The organism is Shinella sp. R2-11 (assembly GCF_055330205.1).
Genome location: NZ_JBVAPC010000003.1, coordinates 56,631 through 72,395, shown reverse-complemented (window position 1 = coordinate 72,395; position 15,765 = coordinate 56,631). Strand labels below are relative to the sequence as shown.

Below are 15,765 nucleotides of genomic sequence, written 5' to 3'. Positions count from 1 at the left end.
GTGCCGTCAGAGGCTCTGCGGCGCAAGAAACTGGTAATAGGCCCAGACGAGGACGATCACCACGACGACGGCGAGCCAGATCAGCCCCTTCTTCGGTCCGGGCGATGCGGGCTTGTTCTCCGGCTTCGGCTTCCGGCGTTCGAACTTCAGAACATTGTTGTCGTCCAAGGCGCCCTCCCTCGCAAAGCCCGCCGCCGGTTTAGGGGTTTGGAGCCGGGCCGGCAAGCGGGGACATTAGAAATATCCTCCATCCCCGCCACCCCTTCAAGCACGGATCGCGAGGAGCCACGCCTTGCCATTCCGATGGACAAAGAGACCGCCGCGGAAAGTTTTTCATCGAAACCCGCGCGCCCATCTGGCTCTGGCGGTCGCGGTCTGATAGCTCAGCCGGCTATACCGATAGCCGGACTGTTGCCGTGTCCCCCATTGCCGCCTCCCGTCATGCCCGCCTCGCCCTCATCGCCCTCATCGCCGGAGGTGTCGCCATCGGCGGATCGCCGATCTTCGTGCGGCTTTCCGAAGTGGGGCCGATGGCCACCGCGTTCTGGCGCGTGTCGCTGGCCCTCCTGCCGTTCTACGTCATGTCGAAGGTGGCGAAGGAAGGCGGCGAAACGCCGGCCGGCCTGCGCGACTATCTCGTCCTGCTGCTGCCGGGTCTCTTCCTCGCGGCGGACCTTGCCGCCTGGCATCTCTCGCTGCACATGACCTCCGTCGCCAATGCGACGCTGCTGACCAACCTCGCCCCCGTCTTCGTCACGCTCGGCTCCTGGCTGTTCTTCCGCACGCGCATCACGCCCGTCTTCCTCGCCGGGCTGGCGATCGCGCTGGTCGGCGTCATCGTGCTGAAGGGCGGACCGGCGGCCATCGGCGGCGGGCAGCTCGCGGGCGATGCGACGGCCATCGTCGCCGCCTTCTTCTATGCCTGCTACATGCTGGCGCTCGGCCATGTGCGCTCGCGCTTCTCCACGCTGCGCATCATGGTGTGGACGACGCTTTCGGCCGCCATCTGCATGCTGCCGGTCGCGCTTGTCTTCGAAAGCGCCATGCTGCCGACGGCGGCCTTCGGCTGGGCGATGCTGATCGGCCTTGCCTTCATCAGCCATGTCGGCGGACAGGGCCTCGTCACCTATGCCCTCGCCTACCTGCCGACGGCCTTCTCCTCGCTCACGCTGCTCCTCCAGCCGGTGGTCGCCGCCATCCTCGCCTGGATCCTGCTGGCCGAGCCGGTCGGCATCCTGCAGGCGGTCGGCGGGGCTATCGTGCTGGCCGGCATCCTCGTCGCCCGCCGGGGTTGATGCCCTTCAATGGTTGTGGCGGGGCGGCGTCTCCGCGATCTTGCGGAAATCCGCCGCGCCGTCGATGACGGCGCCGTCCGAAAGCTGGGTGACGGTCTGGCGGTAGATGCGCTGCCAAGGCGTCGCATCCGCCGGCACCGGCGGAACGCCGTCCGCCCTGCGCCGCTCGATCTCCGCCTCCTCCACCAGCATGTCGCAGCGGCCCTCTGCAAGATCGATGCGGATCACATCGCCGGTGCGCAGCCAGGCGAGCCCGCCACCCGCGGCGCTTTCCGGCGAGGCGTTGAGGATCGACGGGCTGTCCGCCGTGCCCGACTGACGCCCGTCGCCGATGGTCGGCAGGCTGGTGATGCCGCGTTTGAGGAGATGATCCGGCGGCTGCATGTTGACGACCTCCGCCGAGCCCGGCCAGCCGAGCGGCCCCGCGCCCCTTATGACGAGGATCGTCCGCTCGTCGATGCCGAGCGCCGGGTCGTTGATGCGCCGGTGATAATCCTCCGAGCCGTCGAAGACGACGGCCCGTCCCTCGAAGACGCCTTCGCGCCCGGGCTCGCTAAGATAGCGCTTGCGGAACTCGTCGGAGATCACCGAGGTCTTCATGATCGCGAAGTCGAAGAGGTTACCCTTGAGCACGAGGAAGCCGGCCCGCTCCTTGAGCGGCGCGTCGAAGGGGCGGATGACCTCGCGGTCGGTCGCCGCACGGCCCGCGAGGTTCTGCACGACGGTACGGCCCGTGACGGTGGGACAGGTCCCGTCGAGCTTTCCGGCATCGAGCAGCTCGCGCATGATCGCCGGCACCCCGCCGGCCCGGTGGAACCGCTCGCCGAGGAAGCGGCCGGCGGGCTGCACGTCGGCGAGCAGCGGGATATCGTAGCCGTAAGCCTGCCAGTCCTCGGGCTCCAGCGCCACGCCGGCGTGCCTGGCCATCGCCATCAGGTGCGGCTGCGCATTGGTCGAGCCGCCGATGGCCGAGTTGACGCGGATGGCGTTGAGGAACGCGGCGCGCGTCAGGATATGCGAGGGGCGCACATCCTCCTGCACCAGTTCCACCACCCGCCTGCCGGTGCGGTAGGCCATCTGCCCGCGCTCGCGATAGGCGGCGGGAATGGCGGCGCAGCCCGTCAGCGACATGCCGAGCGCTTCGGCCAGCGCATTCATGGTCGAGGCCGTGCCCATCGTGTTGCAATGGCCGATGGAGGGCGCCGATTCCATCGCGGCGGCGAGGAAGTCGTCCTCGTCGATGGTGCCCGCCGCCAGCTTGCGGCGCGAGCGCCAGATGACCGTGCCGGAGCCGACGAGGTCGCCATCGTGCCAGCCGTCGAGCATCGGCCCGCCGGACAGCACGATGGCCGGGATGTCGACCGTCGAGGCCGCCATCAGCGCGGAAGGCGTGGTCTTGTCGCAGCCCGTCGTCAGCACGACACCGTCGAGCGGATAGCCGTAAAGGATCTCGACGAGGCCGAGATAGGCAAGGTTCCGGTCGAGCGCGGCGGTCGGGCGCTTGCAGTTCTCGAAGATCGGATGGGTCGGGAACTCGATGGGAATGCCGCCCGCATCGCGGATGCCGTCGCGCACGCGCTTTGCGAGCTCCATGTGATGGCGGTTGCAGGGCGTCAGGTCGCTGCCGCTCTGCGCAATGCCGATCACCGGCTTGCCGGAGCGCAGTTCCTCCGGCGTGATGCCGTAGTTCATGAAGCGCTCCAGGTAGATCGCCGCCATGTCGATATGGTCGCGGTTGTCGAACCAGTCCTGCGAGCGCAGCCGGCGTCCTGTCTTCTCATTCGTCATCGAAAGAACCCTTGCAGATATCGGGCACAGTCTTCCACCCCTCTCCGCCCGGATCAACCGGCAGAGCGCCCGGCGCGCGGTTTATGCAGCCATCAAAATTGCTGACTGGATCGGCCTGCCGGAATATGTCACAGCCCTCGGGTTCCAAGACATCGAGCTTCCGCCATGACCGACATCGCCGCTTCCTCCCCTCATTCCGGCTCCGCCCGCCTCGGCGTGCTCTTGATGCTGCTCGGCATGGTCATGTTCTCGCTGAACGACGTGCTCGGCAAATGGCTGGTCTCCACCTATTCCGTCGGCCAGCTCATGCTGATCCGCAGCCTTGCCGCGCTCTTCGTGCTGATGCCCTTCTTCTGGCGCATGGGCTGGCGGCGGCTGATCAACGTCGATCGGCCGAAGCTGCATGTCCTGCGCACCACCCTCTTCGCCATCGAGGCCTCCGGCTTCTACTTCGCCGTCGCCTATATGCCGCTCGCCGACACCATGACCTACTGGCTCGCCGCGCCGATCTACGTCGCCGCGCTCTCGCCGCTCATGCTGGGCGAGAAGGTCGGCTGGCGGCGCTGGACGGCCATCGTCGTCGGCTTCGTCGGCGTCCTCATCGCGCTGTCGCCGTCGAAGGACACGTTCACCCTGCCCGCGCTGATCGCGCTTGCCGGCAGCATGGCCTTCGGCCTCGCCATGGTGCTCGGCCGGTCGCTGCGGACGACGCCCGATACGACGCTGGTGTTCTGGCAGGTCGCCGGCGCGGCCATCCTCGCCGGCATCTGGTGCCTTGCCGATCCGGCGGGCTGGACGCCCGTCAAGCCGCTCGATTTCGGCCTCCTCAGCCTTCTCGGCATCGTGGCGATGAGCGCGCACATGCTGGTGAACCGTTCCCTGAAGCTCGCCGACGCGGCGACCGTGGTGCCGCTGCAATATACGATGCTGCTCTGGGCAGTGGTCTTCGGCTGGATCTTCTTCGGCGATGCGCCCCGGACCGCCATGCTGGTCGGCGCCGGCTTCATCGTCGCCTCCGGCCTCTTCATCTTCTTCCGCGAACAGCAGTTGAAGCGCCGCGCCGGCTGAAACGCATCTGCGCGAAAAGGTGGCCGGCCAGGGCCGGCCCCAGTTGGCGCGGCTCGACCGGCCGCGCGCGGTCACCGGCCGTCGGGGCGGCCGGGGAGGATCGCGATGGACCTCAGATCGTCCCGGCGGCCATTTCCTTTGCGATATGGTCGGCCTGGCGGATGGCGAGCGTGACGATGGTCAGCGTCGGGTTTTCCGCCGCGCCGCTGGTGAACTGGCTGCCATCCGAGACGAAGAGGTTCTTGATGTCGTGGGTCTGGCCCCATTTGTTGACGACACCGTCCTCGGCCTTCTCGCTCATGCGGTTGGTGCCGAGATTGTGCGTGGAGGGATAGGGCGGCGTCGGGAAGCTGCGGGTCGCGCCGACGGCCTCATAGAGCGCCTGCCCCTGCTTGTAGGCATGGTTGCGCATGGCGACGTCGTTCGGATGGTCGGTGAACCAGACATCCGGGATCGGCATGCCGTACTGGTCCTTCAGCTCGCCATGCAGCTTCACCGCGTTCTGCTCCTGCGGCAGGTCCTCGCCGACGATCCACAGGCCGGCCATGTTGGCATAGCTGTCCATGGCAGAGGCGAAGGAGCGGCCCCAGCCGCCGGGATCGAGGAAGGCGGCCATGAAGGGCACGCCGAGCGAGAGCGTCTCCAGCTCGTAGCCGCCGACGAAGCCGCGGGACGGATCGTGCCGCGCCTCGTCGCGGATGATGCCGGCCATGGTGGTGCCGCGATACATGTGCACCGGCTTTTCGAAGACGGCATAGACCGACCCGGTCGTGTGGCGCATGTAGTTCTTGCCGACCTGGCCGGACGAGTTGGCAAGCCCGTCCGGATATTTGCCCGATGCGGAATTGAGCAGCAGGCGCGGGCTTTCGATGGAATTGCCGGCGACGCACACGATGCGGGCCTTCTGGCTGTGCAGCTTGCCGTCCTTGTCGGCATAGACGACGTTCGTCACCTTGCCGCTGTCGTCGTGTTCGATCTTCACGACATGCGAGTTGGGACGCACCTCCAGCTTGCCGGTCGCCTCGCCCTTCGGGATTTCCGTATAGAGCGTCGACCACTTGGCGCCCCACTTGCACCCCTGGAAGCAGAAACCGGTCTGCTGACAGCTCATCCGGTCGTCACGATCGGCCGAGTTGATCGCCATGTTGCCGGTGTGACATTCCTTGTAGCCGAGCTTGTCCGCGCCGGCCTTCAGGATCTTGAAGTTGTTGTTGCCGGGCAGGCCCTCGATGCCGTTGGTGCGTGTCACGCCCATCTTGTCCTCGGCCTTGGCGTAATACGGCTCCAGTTCGGCGAGCGTCAGCGGCCAGTCGAGCAGATTGGCGCCCTCGACCTTGCCGTAATGGGTGCGTGTCTTGAACTCGTGCTCCTGGAAGCGCAGGGACGCGCCGGCCCAGTGCGTCGTGGTGCCGCCGACGGCCTTGACGATCCAGGCCGGTAGGTTGGGAAAGTCCTTCGCGACCCGCCAGCCGCCGCCGGTCGTGCGATGGTCGAGCCAGGCGAGCTGGGCGAAGCTGTCCCATTCGTCGTTGATGAAGTCCTCGTGCTCGATCCGTGAACCGGCTTCCAGGATGACGACGTCGATCCCCTTCTGCGCCAGTTCGTTGCCCAGCGTGCCACCGCCGGCACCCGAGCCGATGATGACGACCACGCCGTCGTCGTTGAGATCATAAGGAGCTGCCATGGTTTCCTCCCGAAACATGTGCGGTCGGCGTCGTGGACGCCCTGCGGCCGCGCCTCCTCCGGCGCGGGGCCGTCAGACCGCCGTCAAAGCCATTCGATGTCGTTGAAGCCGCGGGCGATGTAGCCGCCCTTGGAATAGGATTCGCCCTCGTAGCCGAAATGCGGCCAGAGCTCCTTCTGGTTATAGAAGGAGACGACGAGATCGCCGCGCACCGCCTGGAAGAAGGGCGTCGTCTCGATGTCGCGCAGGATATTCACCCGGTCGTCTTCCCAGCCGAGGCCGCGATAGCCGCCCTCGCCCGCCCGCTTGTCGAGATCGGCGATGCCCACCTCGATCAGTTCCTTGTGCTTGGCGTCCGTGCCGGCCTTGGTCTCGTGCCCCTTGACCGCGATGGCGTAGAAGCGATCGGGGACCGCGTCGTGCGGGTAGATGTCGCGGGCAAGCTTGATGAGGGTCGCCATGGTCTCGGGCGTAAGGGCCGCCGTCTCCATGCCCCAGGCCCGGTCGGGGCTGATCACCGCGTTGCCGGTGATGATGAGCGCCGCGCCGAGCGTGCCGCGCTTGAGAAGCTCGCGCCGGGAAAGCCCGGGGCGCTGCTCGTAGATGGTCGTCATATCACGTTCCTCCCATTGCATCTGGGAGCGGCGGCCTCCTCCGGCCGCCGCTCCGTTCATTTGAAGCGGCCGTGCCGTTGCAGGACCTCGATCTTGTAGCCATCCGGATCGGTGACGAAGAAGAAGCGGGCGAGCAGACCGCCGTCGCGATTGAACTCGACGATCTTGCCCAGCGTGTAGCCGAAGGCCGCAAGGCGCGCGTGCTCGCCGTCGAGGTCGGCCACCGAGACGGCGAGATGGCCGTAGCCGTCCCCGAGGTCGTAGGGATCGGTCCTGCCCTTGTTGATCGTCAGTTCGATCTCGAATTCGCTTTCCGCATTGCTCATGTAGACGAGCGTGAAGGTCTCGAAATCGAGCCGGTCGGCGACGGCGAGGCCGAACGCCTTGCCGTAGAAATCCACGGAACGTCCTTCGTCAAGGACGCGGATCATGGAATGAATGGTCTTTGCCACGCTGGCCTTCCCCTGCTTGCAGTTCGACTTGTGAGAGGAAGTCTGCGCCCGGATCGGCGGGGGCGGGTAGCAGCCCGCTACCGCATGTTGATTTTCATTTCCGGAGTTTTAAACGAAGGATTTTGCGTGCTTTTCGCCGCTACGGGATGATTTGACCAAAGCCGGCCCCCACCGCATAATCGCATCATAAAAACACGACTGGAGGATATGCCATGTGTGAGGTCTTTGCGGGCCAGGATCCGCAACGCTACCGGCCCGTCAACCGTTCGGTGCGAATCGGGGGGCATTCGACGAGCATCCAGATCGAGGCAGCCTTCTGGGACCTGATCGACGAGATGTCGGCAAGCCAGGGAATGTCGACCTCGCGCTTCCTCTCGACGCTCTATGACGAGGCGCTGGAGATCAACGGTTCCGTGCCGAACTTCGCCTCGCTGCTGCGGACGAGCTGTCTGATCTACATCATGGGCGGGGCGGCCAAGGGCGAGCCGCCGCGGGAGTTCCACATCGTCGCGGCGGAATGAAGCCTAGAATGTCGGGGGCGTGTTGATCCAGATCAGCACGGTCTCGCCATCGTGGCGATTGCGCCAGGCGTGGCGGCGGCAGCTTGAGAAATAGAGGCTGTCGCCGGGGCCGAGGTCGTGGAATTCGTGGCCGTCGAGCACGATCTCGACCTGCCCGGAAAGCACATGCACGAATTCCTCGCCGTCATGCGTGTAGGCGCCATCGCTCGATGCGCCGGGCGCCAGCACGAAGCGGTGGCAGTCCATCATGTTGCGCCCGTCCGCCAGCACCTGCACGGTCACGCCCGGGGAAGTCTCGGGCCAGAACTTCCACTCCCCCGCCCGGACGACGGAGCGGTTGTCCTCTTCCTCCTCGCCGGAGAGCTTGGAGACGGTCGTGCCATAGTAATCGGCAAGGTCATGCAGCACGCGGAAGGTCACGCCCTGCGAGGTGCGCTCGAAGGTGGAGAGCACCGAGGTCGCGATGCCGATATCGCCCGCGACCTGCTCCAGCGTCTTGCCCGCGGCATGGCGGAGGCTGCGCAGCTTGCGGCCGACGCCCTGCGGCGCGTCGCCCTCCGAGGCTCCCGTATCGGCGGCGGGCTCCTCGGCTTCCAATGCCTCGCGGATGGCGGCGGGGTTGAGGCCGCGTTCCGTGCGATACCAGGCGATGCGCTTCAGCCGGGTCACGTCCTCGGCACTGTATTGCCGGTGCCCCGTTTCCGAGCGGCCGGGCACGACGAGGCCCTGCGTTTCCCACAGGCGCAGCGTGGAGGCCGAAACGCCGGCAAGCCGCGCGGCTTCCGCCACCTTGTAATGCACCGGCTCGCCGGAACCCATCGCGCCAAATCCCTGATTCTGTATTATCCTTCGTATAGCATTTCCGGGCGCGCCGGCCGGTTGGAAAATCCGTCGCATTGCGCGCGTAGAATGCCATTGCATTCTTGCAGAAAAAATGTAGGAATTCCACACGAGACTTGCAGAAAAAATGTAAGTTAATGCAAGCCCAGCGAAACGAAGCCTCCAGATCCAGGAACAGCGCCATGACCGCCACGCCTCTGACAGACCGCAAGAACGCCGCCATTTCCCGCGGCGTCGGCATGACCACGCAGATCTACGCCGACCGCGCGGAGAATGCCGAGATCTGGGACAAGGAAGGCAATCGCTATATCGATTTCGCCGCCGGCATCGCCGTGGTCAACACCGGCCACCGTCATCCGCGCGTCATCGAGGCCGTCAAGAAGCAGCTCGACCGCTTCACGCATACCTGCCACCAGGTCGTTCCCTATGAGAACTACGTGGAGCTCGCCGAGCGCCTGAACGCCATCACCCCCGGCAACTTCGCCAAGAAGACGATTTTCGTGACGACCGGCGCGGAAGCCGTCGAGAACGCCGTGAAGATCGCCCGCGCCGCCACCGGCCGCCAGGCCGTCATCGCCTTTTCGGGCGGCTTCCACGGCCGCACCTTCATGGGCATGGCGCTGACCGGCAAGGTCGTGCCCTACAAGGTCGGCTTCGGCGCCATGCCGGGCGACGTCTTCCACGCGCCCTTCCCGGTCGAGATGCACGGCACGAGCGTCGAGCAGTCGCTCGGCGTTCTGAAGAAGCTTTTCGCCGCCGATGTCGACCCGAACCGCGTCGCCGCGATCATCGTCGAGCCGGTGCAAGGCGAAGGCGGCTTCTATCCGGTCCCGGTTAATTTCATGAAGGCGCTGCGCGAGATCTGCGACCAGCACGGCATCCTGCTCATCGCCGACGAGGTGCAGACCGGCTTTGCCCGTACCGGCAAGCTCTTCGCCATGGAGCACTACGGCATCGCGGCGGACCTGATGACCATGGCCAAGGGCCTCGGCGGCGGCTTCCCGATCGCGGCCGTCACCGGCCGCGCCGAAATCATGGACGCCCCCGGCCCGGGCGGCCTCGGCGGCACCTATGCCGGCAACCCGCTCGGCGTTGCGGCGGCCCATGCCGTGCTCGACGTCATCAAGGACGAGGATCTCTGCAACCGCGCCGAAAACCTCGGTGCACGCCTCAAGCAGCGTCTCGCCTCGCTGCAGGACAAGGTGCCGGAAATCGTCGACATCCGCGGCCCGGGCTTCATGAACGCCGTCGAGTTCAACGACGTCACCACGAAGCAGCCGAGCGCCGACTTCGCCAACAAGGTGCGCCTGAAAGCCCTCGAAAAGGGCCTAATCCTGCTCACCTGCGGCGTGCACGGCAACGTCATCCGCTTCCTCGCGCCGATCACCATCCAGGACGAGGTTTTCGCCGAAGCGCTCGACATTCTCGAAGCGGCGATGGTCGAAGCCCGCGCCGCCTGACCGGCGGCGCAAAGACCGAACCACATCCTCTGAAGGCGACACCCGGGGCATAGCTCCGGGTGAACGGCCTTTCCTGTCCGAAAGGAACGCTATCATGGCCTTTTACGACGCTCTCACCAGGCACCTGAAATCGACCGAATTCCTGCGCGATGCCGGCTATGTCAACGGCAACTGGATCGGCGGCAACGGCGCTACGACCTTCGACGTCCTCAACCCCGCGACCGGCGAGAAGCTGGCGACGCTGCCGGAAATGGGCGCGAGCGAGACCGCCGCCGCCATCGACGCTGCCTACAAGGCGCAAGGCCTTTGGGCCGCCCGCCCCGCCAAGGACCGCAGCATCCTGCTGCGCAAGTGGAACGACCTGATCGTCGCCAATGCCGACGAGCTGGCCGCGATCCTGACCGCCGAAATGGGCAAGCCCCTGCCGGAAGCGCGCGGCGAAATCCTCTACGCCGCCTCCTATGTCGAGTGGTACGCGGAGGAGGCCAAGCGCATCAACGGCGAGACGATCCCCGCTCCCTCCGTCGACAAGCGCATGCTCGTCATCAAGCAGCCGGTCGGTGTCGTCGGCACGATCACGCCCTGGAACTTCCCGGCGGCGATGATCGCGCGCAAGGTCGCCCCGGCGCTCGCCGTCGGCTGCACGGTGGTTTCCAAGCCGGCCGAGCAGACGCCGCTCTCGGCCATCGCCCTTGCTGTGCTGGCGGAAAAGGCCGGCATTCCGGCCGGCGTCTTCAACGTCATCCTCGGCACCGATGGCCCGGCCATCGGCAAGGAACTCTGCTTCAATCCGAAGGTGCGGAAGATCTCCTTCACCGGCTCGACGGAAGTCGGCCGCATCCTGATGCGGCAGTGCTCCGACCAGATCAAGAAGGTCAGCCTGGAGCTCGGCGGCAACGCGCCCTTCATCGTGTTCGACGATGCGAACCTCGACGCCGCCGTGGAAGGCGCGATGGCATCGAAATACCGCAATGCCGGCCAGACCTGCGTTTGCGCCAACCGGCTCTACGTGCAGTCGGGCGTCTATGACGCCTTCGCCGAGAAACTGGCGAAAAAGGTCGCCGAACTCTCGGTCGGCAACGGCTTCGACAAGGGCACGACCATCGGCCCGCTGATCGAGGAGGCCGCCATCGACAAGGTCGAGGCCCATATCGCCGACGCCGTCTCCAAGGGCGCGACGGTCATTGCCGGCGGCAAGCGCATCGAGGGCGAGGGCACCTTCTTCGAGCCGACCGTACTGAAGGGCGTCGCCCGCGGCATGACGGTTGCGAAGGAAGAGACCTTCGGCCCCGTCGCCCCGCTCTTCCGCTTCGATACGGTCGAGGACGTGATCGAACAGGCTAACGACACCGAATTCGGCCTCGCCGCCTACTTCTTCGCCAGCGACCTCAAGAAGGTCTGGAAGGTGGCCGAAGCGCTGGAATACGGCATGGTCGGCGTCAATACCGGCCTCATCTCCTCCGAAGCCGCCCCCTTCGGCGGCATCAAGCAGTCCGGCCTCGGCCGAGAAGGCTCGACGCACGGCGCGGAGGACTATCTGGAGATGAAATACGTCTGCATGGGGGACGTTGCCTGACAACCTCGGATCGCCCCGCTCCGACGGGGCGGTTCTATGCAGCTTCGATATCCGTCCTGGAGAAGTCGTCGCCTTTGTAGAGCAGCGGCAGGCCGAGCTGTCGCGCGCAGGCATAGGCGAAGCAGTCGCCGAAATTCAGGCTCGCCGGATGGCGGCCCTTGCCGAAGCGTTGGTGAGCCATAACCGCCTGTTCGGTGGTGTTGCAGTCGACGGGTTCGACCTTGACCGCAAGCAGCCGCAAAAAATCGGTGACGAGGGCAAGCGCATCCATCGGCGCCATTCGCCGCTGGCGTCCCAAGGCAAGAGATGTTTCCCAGATCGCCATAGGTGACGTATAGCATATTTCGGCTTGCTGAAGTCTCGCCAGGAGCGACTCTGCCTCATCTTCGGAGGCCAGAACCGCGACGAATGCCGAAGCATCGACGAACATCGATCAGTCCTCGTAGAGGCTGTCGATGAAGGCCTTGTCGGCGGCCGGGCCGACCTTTGGGTATTTCGCGTCGATATCGCGGATAAAGGCCTTCGCCCTGTCCACCAAAGACGGCTCGCTTTCCACCCGCTCCAACTCATGCGCTAGCGCCTGCCGCACCGCCTCGGTCTTGCTGACCTTGCGCAGCGCCGACAGCCGGTCGGCAAGCCGATCGACTTCCTGATCCTTGACGTAAAGCGGCATGGTATATCCTTCCCTATGCGGAAGTATATATAGCATGCGGCGCCCGTCTTTCAAAGCTTAAGCCGCCTTCACCGCCTCCGGGTGCGCCGCCTTGAAGGCCGGCAATGCGAGGCAGGTTTCGGCGATGCGGCGCACCTGCTTCAGGCCGGATATGTCAGCGCCCCACCGGTCAGCGTTATAGACCTGTGGGACGAGGCAGAAATCGGCCATGGTGGGGGTGTCGCCATGACAGAAGGCGCCGGTGGCGGGGTTGTCGAGTAGAGCCTCGACGGCGGTGAGGCCTTCGCCGATGAACTTCTTCATCCATTCGGCGCGGACCGCGTCTCCACCGCCGGTGATCTCCATGACATGGCCCACGACGCCCGTATTGCAGACGGCGTGGATCTCCATGGCGATGGCGTAGGACAGCGTGCGCACGCGCTGCCGGCCGAGCGGGTCGGCGGGGAGGAAACGCGCCGCGGGGCGCGTTTCGTAGAGGTATTCGATGATGGCGAGGGACTGCGTCAGCGTCTCACCGTCGATCACCAGTGCCGGCACGAGACCCTGCGGGTTGCGGGCGCGGTGTTCCGGCGCGCGCTGCTCGCCGGCAAGGAGATCGACGGAGACCCGACGATAGGCAAGGCCGAGACTTTCGAGCGCGATGCGCACGCGGTAGCTGGCGGAGGAGCGCCAGTAATCGTAAAGGACGATCTCCTCGCTCATCGGGTCACTCCTTCTCGTAGCGCGTCACGGTCTGCTCGATGGCACCGAAGATGGAATGGCCGGCCTTGTCCTTCATCTCGATGCGCACGATATCGCCGAACTTCATGAAGGGCGTCTTCGGCGCACCGGCAGCGATCGTCTCGATGGTGCGGACCTCGGCGATGCAGGAATAGCCCGCCCCGCCCTCGGCGACCGGCTTGCCGGGACCGCCGTCGAGCTTGTTGGAAACGGTGCCCGAGCCGATGATCGAGCCGGCGACGAGCGGGCGGGTCTTTGCCGCATGGGCGACGAGCTGGCCGAAATCGAAGGTCATGTCGACGCCGGCATCGGCCTTGCCGAAGGGCGTGCCGTTGAGCGAGACGAGGAGCGGCAGGTGCAGCTTGCCGGCCTTCCAGGCATCGCCCAGTTCGTCGGGCGTCACGGCGACGGGGGAAAAGGCGGAGGAGGGTTTCGACTGGAAGAAACCGAACCCCTTGGCGAGTTCGCCGGGGATGAGGCCACGCAGCGAGACGTCGTTGACGAGCATGACGAGGCGGATCGCATCGCGCGCCTCCTCCACGCTCGCACCCATCGGCACATCGTCGACGATGACGGCGATCTCGCCCTCCATGTCGATGCCCCAGGCCTCGTCGGATGCGAAGATCGGGTCGCGCGGGCCGAGGAAGCTGTCGGAGCCGCCCTGGTACATCAGCGGATCCGTCCAGAAGCTCTCCGGCATCTCGGCATTGCGGGCCTTGCGCACCAGCTCGACGTGGTTGACATAGGCAGAACCGTCCGCCCACTGGTAGGCGCGCGGCAGCGGGGAGGCCGCGTCGTGCTCGTGGAAGCGCGTCGTCGGCTGCGAGCCGGTCTCCAGCCCTTCGGCGACCCGTTCCAGCCGCGGCGCGACATGCGCCCAATCGTCGAGCGCGGCCTGCAGGCTGCGGGCGATATGGCCCACTTCCGAGCAGCGCGTCAGGTCGCGCGAGACGACGACCAGGCGGCCGTCGCGGGTGGAATCCTTCAATGTCGCAAGTTTCATGCGTGTCGCTCCCGATCTTGTTTCCGGCCGGCGGATCGTGTCATCTTCCGGCCGCCTGTCTCCACCCGCATGCGCCGCGTCCGCGCCGCATCGCCTCTCCAAGGAAATCCCGCGTGAACCGCACGGTCCGAAATTCCCTGCTGATCGCCGCCGGCTTCATCGCCGTGACGGCCGCCATCCTTTATACGATGGGTCAGCCGCTCATCTGCAAGTGCGGATATGTGAAACTATGGCATGGCGTGGTGGTTTCCTCCGAAAACTCGCAGCACCTTAGCGACTGGTACACGCCGAGCCACATCATCCACGGCATCCTGTTCTTCGGCTTCTTCACGCTGGTCCTGAAAAAGGCGAGCATAAACGTGCGCCTCGCCCTCGCTCTCGTCGTGGAATGCGCCTGGGAAATCCTCGAAAACACCGACATGGTGATCAACCGCTACCGCGAATCGACGGTCTCGCTCGATTATTTCGGCGACAGCGTGATCAATTCCAGCGCGGATATCCTCGCGATGGTCGTCGGCTTCTTCCTCGCCTCGCGCCTGCCCGTCTGGGCAAGCGTCGCGCTCATCGTGATCTTCGAGGCGATGACCACCTACCTCATCCGCGACGGGCTGGCGCTGAACATCCTGATGCTTGTCTGGCCCATCGAAGCGGTGAAAGCCTGGCAGGGTGGCTGAATTCACTTGATTCCCGGCGTGCCGTCGAACCGGCGCTCCAGCCCGTCCCAGCAGTCGAGATAGTTGTCCTGCAGCGTCTCCAGCTCGGCCGCGAATTTCGTGAGCTGCTGCGGAAAGCGCGTCTCGAACATGAAGGCCATGGTGTGGTCGAGCTTCACGGGCTTCAGCTCGCTGTTGGATGCTTTCTCGAAGCCGGTGGCATCGGGGCCGTGCGGCAGCATCATGTTGTGCAGGCTCATGCCGCCGGGCACGAAGCCCTCCTCCTTGGCATCGTACTGGCCGTGGATGAGACCCATGAACTCGCTCATGATGTTGCGGTGATACCAGGGCGGGCGGAAAGTATGCTCGGCGACCAGCCAGCGCGGCGGGAAGATGACGAAGTCGATATTCGCCGTGCCGGCCTCCTCCGTCGGGGCCGTCAGCACGGTGAAGATCGACGGGTCGGGATGGTCGAAGAGGATCGCGCCGACCGGCGAATAGGTGCGAAGGTCGTATTTGAATGGCGCGTAATTGCCGTGCCAGGCGACGACGTCGAGCGGGGAATGTCCGATCTCGGTGACGTAGAACTTGCCGCACCATTTGACGTGGACGCGGCAGGGCGTCTCCTTGTCCTCATAGGCGGCGACGGGCGTCTTGAAGTCACGCGGATTGGCGAGGCAGTTGGCGCCGATCGGGCCGCGATCCGGCAGGGTGAGCTTCGCGCCGTAATTCTCGCAGACATAGCCGCGCCAGACATCGCCCTCGCCGATGCGCGAGACCTTGAACATCATGCCGCGCGGGATGAGTGCGATTTCCAGCGGCTCGACATCCATGATGCCCATTTCGGTGAAGACGCGAATTGCGCCCAGCTGCGGCACGACCAGCAGCTCGCCGTCGGCATCGAAGAAATAGTCGTCCACCATGTCCGCGTTGAACGTATAGGCATGCGCGGCCATGCCGACCTGGGTCAGGACGTCACCGGCCGTCGTCATGGTGCGGATGCCTTCGAGGAAGGTCTGCTCTTCCTTCGGCGCGGGCAGCGGATTCCAGCGAAGCTGGCCGAGCGGCAGGGAATGATCGTCGAGGCAGGGCGCGGTCTTCCAGTGCGGGTAGTTCGCATGGGAAAAGCGGCGCGTGTGGCGCACGCTCGGGCGGATGCGGTAGAGCCAGGAGCGCTCGTTGGTGCCGCGCGGGGCGGTGAAGGGCGAGCCGGAAAGCTGTTCGGCGTATAGGCCGTAATTGCACTTTTGCGGGCTGTTCTGGCCCTGCGGCAGGGCATCAGGCAGCGATTCCGTCTCGAAATCGTTGCCGAAGCCCGGCATGTATTTCAGGCTGTTGGTGCTCTCCGCCATGGCTTGCCCTCCTCCGCGAGGCTCCTTATCAGATAGTTACAAGCGTAACTGTCCATTTTGTAACCA

At 65.3% G+C, this 15,765-nt stretch carries 17 protein-coding genes; 6 read left to right on the top strand and 11 right to left on the bottom strand.

All coding sequences use genetic code 11. The features are described from left to right. Nucleotides 1-6: 6 nt before the first annotated feature. Nucleotides 7-168 (bottom strand): hypothetical protein, encoded by a 162-nt coding sequence (locus ACZ1A1_RS08830; RefSeq protein WP_162911275.1) that lies wholly within the window; start codon nucleotides 166-168, stop codon nucleotides 7-9. 248 nt (nucleotides 169-416) lie between these two features. Here ACZ1A1_RS08830 and ACZ1A1_RS08825 point away from each other — a divergent pair, with 248 nt between their 5' ends. Continuing rightward, complete coding sequence (locus ACZ1A1_RS08825; protein WP_409530020.1) at nucleotides 417-1,295, top strand: DMT family transporter; 879 nt, start codon at nucleotides 417-419, stop codon at nucleotides 1,293-1,295. A 6-nt stretch (nucleotides 1,296-1,301) separates the two neighbouring features. Here the strand turns inward: ACZ1A1_RS08825 and ACZ1A1_RS08820 are convergent, their stop codons facing one another. Continuing rightward, on the bottom strand, nucleotides 1,302-3,083 hold the full coding sequence (locus ACZ1A1_RS08820) for an IlvD/Edd family dehydratase (protein WP_463619604.1): 1,782 nt from the start codon (nucleotides 3,081-3,083) through the stop codon (nucleotides 1,302-1,304). 165 nt (nucleotides 3,084-3,248) lie between these two features. Here ACZ1A1_RS08820 and ACZ1A1_RS08815 point away from each other — a divergent pair, with 165 nt between their 5' ends. Next, entirely contained in the window at nucleotides 3,249-4,151 is a 903-nt protein-coding gene (locus tag ACZ1A1_RS08815) for a DMT family transporter (protein WP_463619603.1), read from the top strand. Nucleotides 4,152-4,263: 112 nt separating this feature from the next. Here ACZ1A1_RS08815 and ACZ1A1_RS08810 read toward each other — a convergent pair whose 3' ends face one another. From ACZ1A1_RS08810 to ACZ1A1_RS08800, 3 genes are all read right to left on the bottom strand, one after another. Continuing rightward, nucleotides 4,264-5,835, bottom strand: a complete 1,572-nt coding sequence (locus ACZ1A1_RS08810) for a GMC family oxidoreductase (protein ID WP_313194199.1) — start codon at nucleotides 5,833-5,835, stop codon at nucleotides 4,264-4,266. 83 nt (nucleotides 5,836-5,918) lie between these two features. Continuing rightward, nucleotides 5,919-6,449, bottom strand: a complete 531-nt coding sequence (locus ACZ1A1_RS08805) for a gluconate 2-dehydrogenase subunit 3 family protein (RefSeq protein WP_463619602.1) — start codon at nucleotides 6,447-6,449, stop codon at nucleotides 5,919-5,921. A 56-nt stretch (nucleotides 6,450-6,505) separates the two neighbouring features. After that, nucleotides 6,506-6,901 carry a VOC family protein gene (locus ACZ1A1_RS08800; protein WP_463619600.1) on the bottom strand — a complete coding sequence of 132 codons (396 nt, stop codon included), beginning with the start codon at nucleotides 6,899-6,901 and terminating at the stop codon, nucleotides 6,506-6,508. Nucleotides 6,902-7,113: 212 nt separating this feature from the next. Between ACZ1A1_RS08800 and ACZ1A1_RS08795 the strand changes: the two genes are divergently transcribed. Next, a complete protein-coding gene (locus ACZ1A1_RS08795) occupies nucleotides 7,114-7,422 on the top strand; it encodes a ribbon-helix-helix domain-containing protein (protein ID WP_313194196.1) in 309 nt (102 codons plus the stop codon). Nucleotides 7,423-7,425: 3 nt separating this feature from the next. Here ACZ1A1_RS08795 and ACZ1A1_RS08790 read toward each other — a convergent pair whose 3' ends face one another. Further along, on the bottom strand, nucleotides 7,426-8,241 hold the full coding sequence (locus tag ACZ1A1_RS08790) for a MerR family transcriptional regulator (protein WP_463619599.1): 816 nt from the start codon (nucleotides 8,239-8,241) through the stop codon (nucleotides 7,426-7,428). Nucleotides 8,242-8,444: 203 nt separating this feature from the next. Here ACZ1A1_RS08790 and ACZ1A1_RS08785 point away from each other — a divergent pair, with 203 nt between their 5' ends. Next, nucleotides 8,445-9,722 (top strand): 4-aminobutyrate--2-oxoglutarate transaminase, encoded by a 1,278-nt coding sequence (locus ACZ1A1_RS08785; RefSeq protein WP_119255582.1) that lies wholly within the window; start codon nucleotides 8,445-8,447, stop codon nucleotides 9,720-9,722. Nucleotides 9,723-9,816: 94 nt separating this feature from the next. Continuing rightward, nucleotides 9,817-11,298 (top strand): NAD-dependent succinate-semialdehyde dehydrogenase, encoded by a 1,482-nt coding sequence (locus ACZ1A1_RS08780; protein WP_463619598.1) that lies wholly within the window; start codon nucleotides 9,817-9,819, stop codon nucleotides 11,296-11,298. Nucleotides 11,299-11,332: 34 nt separating this feature from the next. On the opposite strand, the gene ACZ1A1_RS08775 is transcribed toward ACZ1A1_RS08780, so the two are convergent. Genes ACZ1A1_RS08775 through ACZ1A1_RS08760 form a run of 4 tightly spaced genes read right to left on the bottom strand, consistent with a single transcriptional unit; the run spans nucleotide 11,333 to nucleotide 13,694 of the window. Further along, complete coding sequence (locus ACZ1A1_RS08775) at nucleotides 11,333-11,728, bottom strand: type II toxin-antitoxin system VapC family toxin (protein WP_463619597.1); 396 nt, start codon at nucleotides 11,726-11,728, stop codon at nucleotides 11,333-11,335. A gap of 3 nt (nucleotides 11,729-11,731) precedes the next feature. Next, nucleotides 11,732-11,971 carry a type II toxin-antitoxin system VapB family antitoxin gene (locus tag ACZ1A1_RS08770; RefSeq protein WP_463619596.1) on the bottom strand — a complete coding sequence of 80 codons (240 nt, stop codon included), beginning with the start codon at nucleotides 11,969-11,971 and terminating at the stop codon, nucleotides 11,732-11,734. A gap of 57 nt (nucleotides 11,972-12,028) precedes the next feature. Further along, nucleotides 12,029-12,673 (bottom strand): maleylacetoacetate isomerase, encoded by a 645-nt coding sequence (maiA, locus tag ACZ1A1_RS08765; RefSeq protein WP_463619595.1) that lies wholly within the window; start codon nucleotides 12,671-12,673, stop codon nucleotides 12,029-12,031. Nucleotides 12,674-12,677: 4 nt separating this feature from the next. Continuing rightward, nucleotides 12,678-13,694, bottom strand: a complete 1,017-nt coding sequence (locus ACZ1A1_RS08760) for a fumarylacetoacetate hydrolase family protein (RefSeq protein ID WP_463619594.1) — start codon at nucleotides 13,692-13,694, stop codon at nucleotides 12,678-12,680. Between the two features lie 113 nt (nucleotides 13,695-13,807). On the opposite strand from ACZ1A1_RS08760, the gene ACZ1A1_RS08755 reads away from it, so the two are divergent. After that, nucleotides 13,808-14,368 carry a DUF2585 domain-containing protein gene (locus ACZ1A1_RS08755; RefSeq protein ID WP_463619593.1) on the top strand — a complete coding sequence of 187 codons (561 nt, stop codon included), beginning with the start codon at nucleotides 13,808-13,810 and terminating at the stop codon, nucleotides 14,366-14,368. A gap of 2 nt (nucleotides 14,369-14,370) precedes the next feature. On the opposite strand, the gene hmgA is transcribed toward ACZ1A1_RS08755, so the two are convergent. After that, nucleotides 14,371-15,699 (bottom strand): homogentisate 1,2-dioxygenase, encoded by a 1,329-nt coding sequence (gene hmgA / locus ACZ1A1_RS08750; RefSeq protein ID WP_463619592.1) that lies wholly within the window; start codon nucleotides 15,697-15,699, stop codon nucleotides 14,371-14,373. Nucleotides 15,700-15,765 lie beyond the last annotated feature (66 nt).